At 62.5% G+C, this 12,285-nt stretch carries 16 protein-coding genes; 7 read left to right on the top strand and 9 right to left on the bottom strand.

All coding sequences use genetic code 11. The features are described 5' to 3' along the window. Positions 1-11: 11 nt before the first annotated feature. The 4 genes from CZ338_RS00965 to CZ338_RS00950 all read right to left on the bottom strand — a co-directional run bounded on the left by CZ338_RS00965 (position 12) and on the right by CZ338_RS00950 (position 2,700). Positions 12-1,430, bottom strand: coding sequence for a HAMP domain-containing sensor histidine kinase (locus CZ338_RS00965; protein WP_087116761.1), 1,419 nt, complete (start codon positions 1,428-1,430; stop codon positions 12-14). An 11-nt stretch (positions 1,431-1,441) separates the two neighbouring features. Then, complete coding sequence (locus CZ338_RS00960; protein WP_087116268.1) at positions 1,442-2,143, bottom strand: response regulator transcription factor; 702 nt, start codon at positions 2,141-2,143, stop codon at positions 1,442-1,444. An 86-nt stretch (positions 2,144-2,229) separates the two neighbouring features. Then, the gene (rpmF, locus tag CZ338_RS00955; RefSeq protein ID WP_076599278.1) at positions 2,230-2,403 is read right to left on the bottom strand and encodes a 50S ribosomal protein L32; all 174 of its coding nucleotides are present in this window, start codon (positions 2,401-2,403) and stop codon (positions 2,230-2,232) included. Positions 2,404-2,427: 24 nt separating this feature from the next. After that, complete coding sequence (locus CZ338_RS00950; protein WP_087116267.1) at positions 2,428-2,700, bottom strand: type B 50S ribosomal protein L31; 273 nt, start codon at positions 2,698-2,700, stop codon at positions 2,428-2,430. A gap of 144 nt (positions 2,701-2,844) precedes the next feature. Between CZ338_RS00950 and CZ338_RS00945 the strand changes: the two genes are divergently transcribed. The 5 genes from CZ338_RS00945 to rpsR all read left to right on the top strand — a co-directional run bounded on the left by CZ338_RS00945 (position 2,845) and on the right by rpsR (position 5,149). Next, positions 2,845-3,942 (top strand): ArsB/NhaD family transporter, encoded by a 1,098-nt coding sequence (locus CZ338_RS00945; RefSeq protein WP_087116265.1) that lies wholly within the window; start codon positions 2,845-2,847, stop codon positions 3,940-3,942. A 227-nt stretch (positions 3,943-4,169) separates the two neighbouring features. After that, positions 4,170-4,406, top strand: coding sequence for a 50S ribosomal protein L28 (gene rpmB, locus CZ338_RS00940; protein ID WP_075466037.1), 237 nt, complete (start codon positions 4,170-4,172; stop codon positions 4,404-4,406). Positions 4,407-4,409: 3 nt separating this feature from the next. Next, complete coding sequence (gene rpmG, locus CZ338_RS00935; protein WP_012359793.1) at positions 4,410-4,574, top strand: 50S ribosomal protein L33; 165 nt, start codon at positions 4,410-4,412, stop codon at positions 4,572-4,574. A 2-nt stretch (positions 4,575-4,576) separates the two neighbouring features. Further along, complete coding sequence (gene rpsN, locus CZ338_RS00930) at positions 4,577-4,882, top strand: 30S ribosomal protein S14 (protein ID WP_076599275.1); 306 nt, start codon at positions 4,577-4,579, stop codon at positions 4,880-4,882. 18 nt (positions 4,883-4,900) lie between these two features. Then, complete coding sequence (rpsR, locus tag CZ338_RS00925; RefSeq protein ID WP_087116263.1) at positions 4,901-5,149, top strand: 30S ribosomal protein S18; 249 nt, start codon at positions 4,901-4,903, stop codon at positions 5,147-5,149. A 75-nt stretch (positions 5,150-5,224) separates the two neighbouring features. Here rpsR and CZ338_RS00920 read toward each other — a convergent pair whose 3' ends face one another. From CZ338_RS00920 to CZ338_RS00900, 5 genes are all read right to left on the bottom strand, one after another. Next, the gene (locus CZ338_RS00920; RefSeq protein ID WP_087116760.1) at positions 5,225-5,986 is read right to left on the bottom strand and encodes a serine hydrolase; all 762 of its coding nucleotides are present in this window, start codon (positions 5,984-5,986) and stop codon (positions 5,225-5,227) included. A gap of 107 nt (positions 5,987-6,093) precedes the next feature. After that, on the bottom strand, positions 6,094-6,651 hold the full coding sequence (locus CZ338_RS00915; protein WP_143341222.1) for a hypothetical protein: 558 nt from the start codon (positions 6,649-6,651) through the stop codon (positions 6,094-6,096). Positions 6,652-6,728: 77 nt separating this feature from the next. Continuing rightward, the gene (gene purH, locus CZ338_RS00910; RefSeq protein ID WP_087116260.1) at positions 6,729-8,258 is read right to left on the bottom strand and encodes a bifunctional phosphoribosylaminoimidazolecarboxamide formyltransferase/IMP cyclohydrolase; all 1,530 of its coding nucleotides are present in this window, start codon (positions 8,256-8,258) and stop codon (positions 6,729-6,731) included. Continuing rightward, positions 8,255-8,836, bottom strand: a complete 582-nt coding sequence (gene purN, locus CZ338_RS00905) for a phosphoribosylglycinamide formyltransferase (RefSeq protein ID WP_087116258.1) — start codon at positions 8,834-8,836, stop codon at positions 8,255-8,257. Before purN ends, purH begins: the two co-directional genes overlap by 4 nt. Before the next feature lie 6 nt (positions 8,837-8,842). Beyond that, positions 8,843-10,411 carry a cell division protein PerM gene (locus CZ338_RS00900; RefSeq protein WP_143341221.1) on the bottom strand — a complete coding sequence of 523 codons (1,569 nt, stop codon included), beginning with the start codon at positions 10,409-10,411 and terminating at the stop codon, positions 8,843-8,845. 227 nt (positions 10,412-10,638) lie between these two features. Between CZ338_RS00900 and CZ338_RS00895 the strand changes: the two genes are divergently transcribed. Both CZ338_RS00895 and CZ338_RS00890 read left to right on the top strand, forming a co-directional pair. Next, entirely contained in the window at positions 10,639-11,340 is a 702-nt protein-coding gene (locus CZ338_RS00895) for a M23 family metallopeptidase (protein ID WP_087116254.1), read from the top strand. Between the two features lie 262 nt (positions 11,341-11,602). Further along, on the top strand, positions 11,603-12,283 hold the full coding sequence (locus CZ338_RS00890; RefSeq protein WP_087116252.1) for a M23 family metallopeptidase: 681 nt from the start codon (positions 11,603-11,605) through the stop codon (positions 12,281-12,283). Positions 12,284-12,285: the final 2 nt, after the last annotated feature.

Raw genomic sequence — 12,285 nt, 5'->3', positions numbered from 1 at the left:
CGCTGTGCCAGTCATCTTTTCCAGTAATCCTTCATCGTAGTGGTTACTGAATGGTCGCTGTGAGCCGCAGGGAACAGCACACGGATCCTCGTGCCTCCGTCATCTGAATCCCCGATCGAGATCGTTGCTCCGTGCCGCTCCAGCACCTGGCGGGCGATGGCGAGACCGAGCCCGGAACCAGGCATGGACCGCGACTCAGGAGCGCGGTAGAAACGCTCGAAGACATTGTCCCGTTCTTCCGGGGGGATTCCTGGGCCGGAATCATCGATGATGAGCACAGCGCTGTGCTTTGCAGCCCGGAGGGACACCCGGACGACACCGCCCGGGGGCGACCATTTGGCCGCGTTATCGAGCAAATTGACCGGTGCACGCGATAGCGCGGCGCGGTCCGCATCCATGACCCATGGGTCGGCGCGGAAGCGGAATTTCACGTCGGGGCGACGGCGCTGCACGCGAGTGACGGCTTCAGCCAAAACTGAATCCAATCGGACGGGTTCAAATTCTTTGTGCAGGTCATCCTCGCGCGCTAGGTCCACCACATCCCCGATCAGCGAAGAAAGCTCCTCCATCTGTGCGTTGACGTCCTTCTCCAGCTCATCTAGTTCCTCCACCGGGACCTGCGCGACACGTCCGGAGCGGTGCAGCATGATCAGCAGCTCGATATTCGTGCGCATCGACGTCAACGGGGTACGCAGTTCATGGCCCGCGTCCGCGACAAGCTGGGCCTGCCGCACCCGGGATTCATTGAGTGTTTCCATCATCGCGTTGAGCGATTCCGTGAGCTTCGCATACTCGTCGCCGCCGGCGACATCGATCGGTTCCAGCGTTCCTTCCGTGGACACCCTGTCCACGGCCCGGCGCAACCGCCCCACCGGCCGCATGGTCGCCCGCGCGATGACACTCCCCGTCAACGCGGCCAGCAGGGTGCCGAATCCGACAATGCCGGCCAGCGTCGCCTTCAGCCTGCTTTTCAGGTGCGCGAAATCCGACCTGTTGTGCGCCACGGCGACGGTCGTGCCGTCATCATCGCGCAGCACCGACACCATCTCGTCGCCGAACTCAATGCGCGACCAATTCGCAGGGTCACCGTCGCGCGCCATCTGGTCAACCTGCACCGGATCACCGATGAAAGCAGCGTGTTCCGCCGGGGAGACAGCGGCGCGGTACCAGGGGTTATCGGCCCTGAACTTATCGACGATCCCCTCCAGCGCCTCCCCATCCGCCTCCTGCACCTGCCGTGTCAAAGCCACTGTGCGCGAGTTCAAGGAGCTGAGCTCGTGCTCCTCCATCGCGTCGAACACCGCGAAATAGGCCAACACCGCCGTGGCTCCCACTGCCACGGCCACCCCGGCACCCGCGAACGCGGCGATCTTGCCGCGGACGGGCGAGCTGTGGTCGGGACGAAGCAGCGTCTCCCCTTCGGTGCTCATCCGGCGCAGAATCACGGAGCGGTCTCCCGCAGCACATACCCGATTCCGCGCACAGTGTGAATCAGGCGCGATTCACCGCCTGCCTCGGTCTTCCGCCGCAGGTATCCGATGTAGACCTCGAGCGCATTACCGGACGAGGGGAATTCATATCCCCACACCTCCTCCAAGATCATTTGGCGGGACAGCACGTGACGCGGATTGCGCATGAGGAGTTCAAGGAGGGAGAACTCAGTCCGGGTCAGCGAGATATGCCGCTTCCCGCGCATCACCTCCCGCGAGATGGCGTTGAGGTACAAGTCCCCGAACGTCACCTCTGCGCTCGGGGTCTTCTTCTCATTCAGCTCCGAATCCGCCAGCGCACGGCGCAACAACGAGCGGACACGAGCGAGCAGCTCTTCAAGGGCGAACGGCTTGGGCAGGTAGTCGTCTGCACCGGCATCCAGACCCGCGACACGTTCCGCCACCCCGTCACGGGCGGTAAGCATGAGAATCGGGCGGTCGTATCCGGAGGACCGCAATTCGCGGCACACCCCGAGACCGTCGAGCCGGGGCATCATCACATCCAAGATGGTCAGGTCTGGCCGCTCTGCCTTGATCGCTTCTAGTGCCTCGATGCCGTCTCCGGCCAAGACGACCTCGTACCCGTTGAACTTCAGCGAGCGCCTCAATGACTCCCGCACGGCTTGTTCATCGTCGACCACCAGAATTTTCATGCCCCCCATTATGGCAATGGGCTCGAAGCACAAGAAAAGCCGGACACCGCGAAAGGGTATCCGGCTTAGCTAGTTAGAAGCAGCGTTTAGAACTGCTCGACGTCGATCAGGCCCTGCTCTGCAGCCTTGATCAGGCGGCGCGGGATGCGAACGGTCTGACCGTCGATCTTGACCTCCTGCAGCGCGGCGTTGTCTGCCTTCCACTGCGAACGGCGGTGGTGGGTGTTCGAACGGGACTTACGGAACTTAGGTGTTGCCATGGTGTCTTTCCTCCTTTACCGCGTCTAGTTAGCGGACTTCTTCTTGCGGCGGGCCATGCCGCCGAAGCGGCGGTTGAACTTCTCAACACGGCCAGCGGTGTCCATGACGCGCTGTGCGCCGGTCCAGAACGGGTGGGACTCGCTGGTCACGTCGACGACGATGAGCGGGTACTCGTTGCCGTCTTCCCACTGGGCGGTGCGGCCGGAGGTTGCAGTGGAACGGGTCAGGAACTGGTGGCCAGTACCTGCGTCCTGGAAGATCACCGGGTGGTAATCGGGGTGAATATCTTTTTTCATCTCTTCGTTTCCCTCAGGATTGATACTTCAGGTCGGTTCCGGCAATGCTTTCACCGGATCGTGCCTGAGTTGGGTTCGAAAATGGTCCTTCATCCGAGCAGGGCGAATACGCCTGATCAGACAACTTGATACATAGTACAGGTGATGGATACATTCCCGAAATCGCGGATCGGCCTCCTCCTAGTGCTCGCGGCGGGCATTCTCTACTTGGCTGCGGCGGCTCCAGAAGAGTTGAAAACCACCGCGCTGCGGCTCGCGCCCGTGCTACTTTTCGTCGCAGGAATGTCCGTGGTGGTCAACCTGGCGGCCCGAGCCTGCGCATTCGACGCAATCGCGCAGGCCATGGAAAAACGATTGAAATCTAAGTGGGCGTTGTGGTTCGGGATTGTCGTCATCGCCATTGTGTCGACTGTCTTTCTCTCGTTGGACACGACCGCGATCATGATCACGCCCATGGCGGTGGCGCTCGCGCGCAAGAACAGACTGAAGGTCGTGCCCGTGTCGTTCGCGGTGGTGTGGATAGCGAACCTCGGTTCGCTCGCTCTTCCAGTGTCGAACCTGACCAACTTGCTCGCCCACCCGTACGGGTCTACAGACGTGCCGGCCGTAGCGGCCATCACGGTCGCAGTCGTCGCTTCCTGGGTGGTTTACCGATTCGCACCCTCGGAACCGAAGCTGCAGGATACGGAGATCAGGGCGGACACTTCCCCGCTGCTGAGGATATCCCTGATCGTGCTAGCGCTGCTTCCGCCGGCGCTGGTGTCCCCGCTGCCGTACTGGTTGGTCAGCACGGTGGCGGCAGCTGTTCTACTTATTTTCGCGAAGCCGGATTTCCGTGAGGCGCTCTCGCTCGTTCCATGGGATTCACTCGCACTCGCGGCAGCATTGTCGTTCGGCGTCGGCGCAGTGCTCGTTCTCGCCGACGGTCGTCTCATCTTCGACGCCGGACCGGCGACACTCTCGGTGGTGGGCGCAGTGGCCGCCAACGCCCTCAATAATATTCCGGCATTCCTCCTCCTTGAGCCGTCGGCACCGACTCCGCAGCATATTGACGCCCTATTAATAGGTGTCAACTGTGGGCCAATCGTCACGCCGTGGGCATCGCTCGCCACCCTGCTGTGGCATGACCAGCTCCGCCGAAACGGCATTGACATCCCCTGGAGAACAGTGGTTGTGAGGGGAGCCGTTCTTGCGCCGTTCGCAGTCGGACTGCCGCTGGCTGCGCTCAGCTGCTTAGGCTGACCCAGTGGCTCGTCGATAAGCGTGCAAACGATTATGAAATGAGACCTTGCGCGTGTAGTGTTTACTCTCGCTGTTGTCGAAGTACACGTTTACGCTTAGTCAACCGGTGACTTGCGACGCCCTCGAGCACCACGGCCATCCTCACACTTCCGGCCGATAACCAGCTACGAGCGCGGCGTCCACCTCACAGTCTCCGTGGCTCAAGCGGCTAGGAGAAAGAAGTAACCATGTCGGCACATTGCCAGGTCACGGGAAAGAAGCCGTCTTTCGGCAAAACCGTGTCTCACTCGCACCGCCGCCACTCGCGCCGTTGGAACCCCAACGTGCAGAAGCGGCGTTTCTACCTGCCCTCCGAGGGCCGTACCATCACGCTCAATGTTTCCACCAAGGGTCTGAAGATCATCGACCGCGACGGCATCGAGTCCGTTGTTGCTCAGATCCGTGCCCGAGGGGAGAAGATCTAGCTCATGGCACGTAACGATATCCGCCCGATCATCAAGCTCAAGAGCACCGCGGGCACCGGCTACACCTACGTCACCCGTAAGAACAAGCGCAACAACCCGGACCGCATCACTCTGAAGAAGTACGATCCGGTTGCGCGCAAGCACGTTGAATTCCGCGAGGAGCGATAAGAATGGCGAAGAAGTCCAAGATCGCTAAGAACGAGAAGCGCAAGGAGATCGTCGAGCGTTACGCTGAGCGCCGTCAGGAGCTCAAGGCGATCATCCGCAACCCGGAGACGTCCGACGAGGACCGTCTCGAGGCTCAGTTTGAGCTCAACCGTCAGCCGCGCGATGCCTCCCCGGCTCGCGTCCGTAACCGCGACTCGCACGACGGCCGCCCCCGCGGCTACCTCCGCAAGTTCGGCCTCTCCCGCGTCCGTATGCGCGAGATGGCCCACCGCGGTGAGCTGCCCGGCGTCCGCAAGTCCTCGTGGTAAGCAAGGGAGTGCATACACATGAAGCGCAATAACAACCGCAAGGTGCGGATGGAGCAGTCCCGCCGCCCGAAGAAGAACCCGCTCAAGGCCAAGGGCATCGAAGCTGTGGACTACAAGGACATTGAGACCTTGCGTCTGTTCATCTCCGATCGCCACAAGATCCGTTCGCGTCGCGTCACTGGCCTGACGCCGCAGCAGCAGCGCCAGGTCGCTACCGCTGTGAAGAACGCGCGCGAGATGGCTCTCCTGCCGTTCACCAGCCGCTAAATCACTGGTTGACGATGACAGCGTAGAGTTCGACCTTTCTCCCCGCCTCCTATCCCAAGGATGCGGGGAGATTTTCTATGCACACACAGCGTTGGGTGCGGTGTCGAGGGCAGGAATGAGTTCAGTGGTCAGCTGCGTGAGCATCGCTTGCCCGGACTCGTACGTGCCGTCAGCGGCGCTCGCAGCGATTGCAACGGGGATCATGCGGCCGTGTGCGTCGGGCACGAGGCCGAACTGGCGGACCTCGTACGCGCCGCTTATCGACGGCCCCCAGCCCCCCTTGAACCTCGCCCCCGGAATCGTGCCTAAGCCGTAGGCTTGACCTCCGGCGATATTGCCCATGAGCTCGAGGACGGGGGCCGCGCCCGCCACGCATCCGAGGTGGGACGCGAAGCGAGCCTGTTCGGATATAGGCCAGCGGGTCTGGCCAAAAGCAGAGAATCCCGGTCGGATCACTTCGCGCTCTACCGAGACGGGGCTGTGCCCCTCCGCCATGACAGCTTCAACAGCCTCAGGTGTCGTGCTCCTCCACAAGATGTCCGCCGCTCCGTTATCGGAGACTTGGATGGCGTTGGCTGCCTCGGTGCTGAGCTCTGGGTGGGCGTTGAGCGCCGCAATGGCCACGGGCACTTTCATTGTTGACCAGGATGCGAAACCGGACGCGTCACCGGCTGAGAAGTCTCCTCCGACCGATACCGCGGCTTGTCCTCCGTGAGCGGCGACCACGTGATCGACCGCCGCCGTCAGAGCAGGGGTGAGATCGTGAGCACTTTCAGTTGCCGGGGCCGGGGGGCTGCTCGGTGCAGGTGTGTCGGAGGTCTTTGATGTCTCAGTCACTGTGACGATCTCGACCGATTCCGGTGCCGGCTCAGTCAGAGGGTCCCCGATGGTGCAAGCACTCAGTGTCAGTGTTCCAAGACCGGCAAGCGCCGCTAGCTGCCGTTTCACGAGATGTAGACGGCAGCGTTGCGTCCGCCGGTGCACACCACTTGATCGCCGCGGTCGCGGCAGGTCATGGTGTAGTACTTCTCGGTGGTCGGGCTGTACACATCCACGAGCGTGACGTTGGGCGTGCCTTCATTGCGGCAGGCGGCCTTGAAATCGCTGTAGACATTGCTTGCGAATCCGGGTGTAGTCACCTCCGGATCAGTGACATCCCATGTGGAGTAATCGCAGGAAGCGGAGACCGGCTTCTGCGCAGGAGCCGGTTCATCAACCGTCGTCGTGACCGTCGACTTGGCGGCCGGCGGCGGAGAATCGACTGACCGGCTCGTGAGCGCGGCCGCCCCGTCCGACTTATTGCCGGGGCCGCCACCAGACACGAGGTAATACGCCAAGAACCCGACGAGCGCGAGCGCCAGCAGGATCGCCACGGTGCTGACCACGACGAGAGCTGTGTTCGACTGCTTCGGTGCTGGCGGCTGCTGGTACGGACCCCCATATTGAGGCGATTGGGGCGGCTGGTACTGGGGCTCAGGTCCGCCCCACGTCGGGATGCTCACGTTCGTTGTCCTTTTGTCTGGGCAGGAATTCTTGTCCGGTCAAAAATTCCTTCAAGAGTCTTACATCCTAGTGGGACCTAGTGGGCAAAGTGGCGCGTCCCGGTCAAATACATGGTCACACCCGCCTCATTCGCTGCTGCAATGACTTCTTCATCGCGGATGGAGCCACCAGGTTGGACGACGGCCTTGACTCCGGCATCAGCGAGAATCTGGAAACCGTCGGCGAACGGGAAGAATGCATCAGAGGAAGCGACGGCACCGTTGGTACGGTTGCGTCCCTCGTCGAGGGTGTTAGCGCGGTCGACGGCCAGCTTCGCGGAGTCGACGCGGTTGACCTGCCCCATGCCCACACCGACGGCGGCACCGTCGCTGGCGATGAGGATGGCGTTGGACTTCACGCAGCGGATTGCGTTCCACGCGAACTCGAGGTCCTTGAGCGTCTGCTCGTCGGCGGGCTCACCAGCAACGAGTTGCCAGTTCTCCGGCTTGTCACCCTCGGCCTGGTAGATGTCCATGTCCTGGATGAGCGTGCCGCCGGAGATCTGCTTGATCTCTTTGCCCTCGCGCTCCGGCTTCTCGGCCGTGAGGATGCGGAGATTCTTCTTGGTCTGTAGCAGTTCAAGAGCATCGTCGGCGAAGCTCGGGGCGATGATGACCTCAGTGAAGATCGGCTTGACCTGCTCAGCCATCTCAAGGGTGACCTCGCGGTTGGCGGCGATCACACCGCCGTAGGCGCTGATTGGGTCGCAAGCGTGGGCTTTCTTGTGCGCGTCCGCAATGGACTCATCGGACACTGCAATGCCGCACGGGTTGGCGTGCTTGATCACGGCGACGCATGGGCGCTCGTGGTCCCAGCAGGCGCGCCATGCAGCGTCCGCATCCTGGTAGTTGTTGTAGGACATTTCCTTGCCACCGTGCTGGGTCGCGCCGGCCAGACCCGTGCCGTCCGAGATGAGGCTCGCGGCCTGGTGTGGGTTTTCGCCGTAGCGGAGAGTGGTCGCCTTATCCGGGTTGCCCAGTTGCTCGCCGAACCAGGAGGACACTGCGGCGTCGTAAAGCCCGGTGTGCGCGAACGCGTCTGCGGCGAGCTGGCGGCGCTGGTCCTCGTCGAACCCGCCGTTCTTGACGGCCTCGATGACCTCGCCGTACTTGGCTGGGTCGACCACGACTGCGACGGACGGGTGGTTCTTCGCTGCCGCGCGGACCATGGAGGGGCCCCCGATGTCGATCATCTCCACGACTTCGTCGAAGCTCGCTCCGGAAGCGACTGTTTCGGAGAACGGGTAGAGGTTCACCACTACGAGCTCGAAGGGCTCAATACCGAGGTCCTCGATCTGCTTCGCATGGTCCTCCTTCCGCAGGTCCGCCAGAATGCCAGCGTGGACGCGGGGGTGCAGGGTCTTCACACGGCCTTCAAGAACCTCCGGAAAGCCAGTGAGTTCCGCGACCTCCGTCACGTTCGCGCCGGCGTCCTTGATCCGCTGCGCAGTGGAACCAGTGGAGACGATCTCCACACCGGCCTCGGCGAGAGCTGCGGCGAGCTCCTCAATGCCGGTCTTGTCGTAGACGCTGATCAGTGCGCGCTTGATGGGGGTGCGGGTGCTCATGCTGGAAATTCGACCTTTCCGGTAGTTGAGGTGACGGCGCGGTTCAGCGTGTCCACGATGAGAGCGCGCTCCACTTCCTTGATGCGTTCGTGCAACTCTTCTTCAGTCTCCCCCGCGTGCACGTCCACCGCACGCTGAGCGATGATTTCGCCGGTATCCACGCCGGCATCGATGTAGTGGACGGTCGTTCCTGTGACCTTCACGCCGTACGCGAGCGCGTCGCGCACGGCGTGGGCACCCGGGAAAGACGGCAGCAGCGCGGGGTGGGTGTTGATCAAGCGGCCTTCGAATCGTGCGAGGAAAGCCTCCCCCACGATCTTCATGAAGCCCGCGGACACCACAATGTCCGGGTCCCCCACCGTTTCAGCGAGCCGCCGGTTCCATTCGTCGCGGTCGCCCGACAACGGCACAACCTCGGCCCGGACACCCGCCGACCGTGCCCGGTCCAACGCCGGGCATTCCACATCAGCGACCACGAGATCGACCCGGTACGAACCCTGGTGATCAAGAATCGCTTGGAGCAACGTCCCTGAACCGGAGACGAGCACCGCCACAGAAGTCTGAGAAGAGTCTGTCACGTCTGATCAGTCTAGCTGGTCCCCGCGCAAAACCGAGATCGCCGTCGAGCCAGATTGCTTATCGACGTCCCCCGCTTCCCCTTCTTCCTCTTCCTCCCCGTCAGAATCCTCTTCTTCAACCTCTGGTTCAGTCGCTGTTTCTGGCTCTACGTCGGTCTCTGACTCTTCTTCGGGCTTCACCTCTTCCTCGGGCTCCGCCTCTGAAGCCTCTGAAGCCTCTGACTCAGTTTCTTCTGCGCCCTCCGCTTTCTCTTCACGTTCCTCCTCGCCTTCTTCAGAGGCTGCGGAGTCAGTCTCAGCGTCGATCACGCCGGTCTCGTCCGTCTCTTCCTCAGCGGCTGGTTCGTCCTGTGTCTCCGGCTTCTGGGTGAAGCGGGCGATGATCCACGCGGTACCGGCAATCACGGTGACCCACACTGCAGCGGCGAGGGCGAAGAACCACGGATTGGGGCCAATCCAGCCGTACGCCTCGACCTCGCCGCCGGACATGAGTCCCGCACATGCGGCAAAGACAGCCGAGAGTACCGCGGCAATAAGGATTTCCGTCCACCCCAGTCGGCGGGACAGCACGAAATGAATCATCACGGCAGCCGGCACGACGAGCAATACGGGTGCCCACACGGGAACCTCGCCGGGGATCGCGGCGAAAAGCGGGAAGGGCGGCAGCGGAACCAAAGCCGAGCCGAACAGTGAAACACCTCCTTGCGCGATATCGAACGGAGCCCCCAAGAGAACCGCCAACGTGGAGGCCGCCGCATTGGGCAGGTAAAGCACGCTCAACGACACAAGAGCGAAACCCCCACCACTTCCCAGAACCGGGAATTGGTCGAGCAGTTCGCCGAGGCGGCTGTATCCGGCGGCCAGAAGAATCAGGTAGACGACCGCAGCGGCACCGAGAAGGCGGAGGGAGAGGTGGACGAGGGCCCGGGAGGCGTCGTAAAGCGAATCTGGAGCCCCGATGCTGACGAGCAACGCCTTCCACAAACGGCCGCTCATGCCGCACGCCATGCCCACCGAATGAACGAAGACCGGGATCAATAGCGCCTTGTGGAGTGCAGGCGGAGCCACAGGGAAAACCGCGGTGGCGTCCTCAACCATGAACCAGGCTATTGCGGACAACGTGAACGGAATCAGCACCACGAGCCCGAAAATCACGTACAAGTCGAGAATGCTGACCCGCTCCCGCGTTGCCACGCGCACGCGCCACGCGATGAGTGCTGCAACCCCGATCGGTGGCAGAACCGGCATCGCCCCTAATGTCACGCCCTGGAACGTCACTGGCACACCGTGCAGGACAAACCACGTCTCACCGATCGATGCCGGCAGCGCCGCCAACCGGCCGCCGCTCAGAAGGATGGCAGCCAAGCACGCGACAACCGCCCCGAGCACTAGCACCAGGTTGGGGATGCCGACGAAAGGCAGGTAATGCCGCGCACGCTCCTTCATAGTGGTGGGTGCGCGATCGGCTGCCGTGGTGCGCACAGCGGAATCCGCAGCGCCGGAACCCCTACGGCGGCGAGACACCGCCGGGGACGTGCGGGCTGATCTGGTGGGAGGACTAGACTTCTTGCTCATTGCCTTCAACCTTGGCACGCGCGCAGTGCTTTTCGGCGGTGGGACACGATGGTGTGATCCTGGTCCCTAACCGTGTAACGCATGAACGTGGGCACACGAATAAGTGATTTCGATCATTTAGGTTGCTTGACCGCCCGGCACTGGCTAGTGTTACCTCCCGTAGATAACAAAGAGGTTACGATTCTGGAACGAAGCGTTACCCAATGACGATCTCAACGAGGTAAACCTTGAACTCTTCGAGCGCACGCCGCACCACTGGCAAGCACCGCAAGCAGAGCCCCAACAAGGGTCGTGTCGCACTGGTCGCGGTAGCAACCGGCGCGGTCGCATCCGGCGGCATTTCCGCTGCGTCCGCCGCGAACGCGGACAACGCGAGCGCCGCTCAGGCCGCCCTCGACGGTGACACCGATGAGATCGCCCAGGAAGCACCTCAGATCCTCGCCATCAGCGAGTACAAGCCGGTCGACAACCTGTCCGAGCAGCTGGGCAAGGCCGTTGAGTACGCCAAGGCCCGCACTGCCGCCGACCTCGCAGCCCGTGCGCCTCTGTCCGTGAAGCCGGCGGAGGGCAGCTTCACCTCCGGCTTCGGCCCGCGTTGGGGCACCTTCCACAAGGGCATCGACATCGCCAACGCCGTTGGCACCCCGATCCTCGCTGTCTCCGACGGTGAAGTGATCGACGCTGGTCCGGCCGGCGGCTTTGGCAACTGGGTTCGCCTGCGCCACGAGGACGGCACCATCACGGTCTACGGCCACATGGAGACCATCGATGTCGCAGTGGGCCAGAAGGTTCACGCCGGCCAGAAGATCGCCGGCATGGGCTCCCGTGGCTTCTCCACCGGCTCCCACCTCCACTTCGAGGTGCACCCGGCGGGCGGCGATGCCATCGACCCGGTTCCGTGGCTGTCTTCCCGCGGCATCAACCTCTAAGTTCTTCTGGAGCACCTCATCCCCTCGACCTAGTCGGGGGGATTTTTCGTCCCACTTTTCACCCCCGGCCCAAACTCACAGAAATCACATTAGTCACATTGGTTCACAGCTATATACAGGTGTTTTCTGCGACGTTCGACCGTTAGTCGCGTTCCAACAGCGGAAATGCCCGTTGATTGGGTGTTGAGCGGCCGATACCATGTGTCGAGTTGGAGGACCTATGGCCTCTCACTAGTTCCCAAAAGAAGCGAAGAAGGACGACATGAAACGACGCCTACTCGTCGCCGCCGTGGCGCTCGCGATTCCCCTGACCGCCATCCCCGCCCACGCATTCTCTGTCTCCGTCAATGGGCAGGAAGTCGACGGCATCGGCCCCGCCCTTCCCTCTATCGGCATGGCGCTCGACGACATCTTCTCCAAGGGCGCCACCTTCTCCGCCGCCGGTTACAACATCGTTTACGATCCCCGCGCCCTCCCCGAGTACAACGAGGAAGAAGCCACCGTCGGGGTGCCCACCACCTCGGTGACTCCGCAGACGGGAACGACATCGAACGGCCAGAAAGTGGTCATGCCAGCCGAGGGCCGTTTCACCTCCGGGTTCGGCTCCCGCTGGGGCTCGTTCCACCAGGGCATCGACATCGCCAACGGCATTGGCACCCCGATCCTTGCGGTCATGGACGGCACTGTGATCAACGCGGGCGCTGCCAATGGCTTCGGCAAATGGGTCCGCATCCGCCACGACGACGGCTCCATCAGCGTCTACGGCCACATCCACTCCTACAGCGTCAGCGTGGGTGAGCGCGTGACCGCCGGCCAGCAGATCGCCGAGATGGGCAACGAAGGCCACTCCACCGGCCCGCACCTCCACTTCGAGATCATGCCTGACGGTGAGAACAAGGTGGACCCGGTGCCGTGGTTCCAGGCACGCGGCATCACGGTCTAGAC

The organism is Corynebacterium urinipleomorphum (assembly GCF_900155535.1).
Classification (GTDB): domain Bacteria; phylum Actinomycetota; class Actinomycetes; order Mycobacteriales; family Mycobacteriaceae; genus Corynebacterium; species Corynebacterium urinipleomorphum.
Note: the sequence above shows the minus strand (reverse complement) of the source record. Positions and strands in the feature narration are given on the sequence as shown.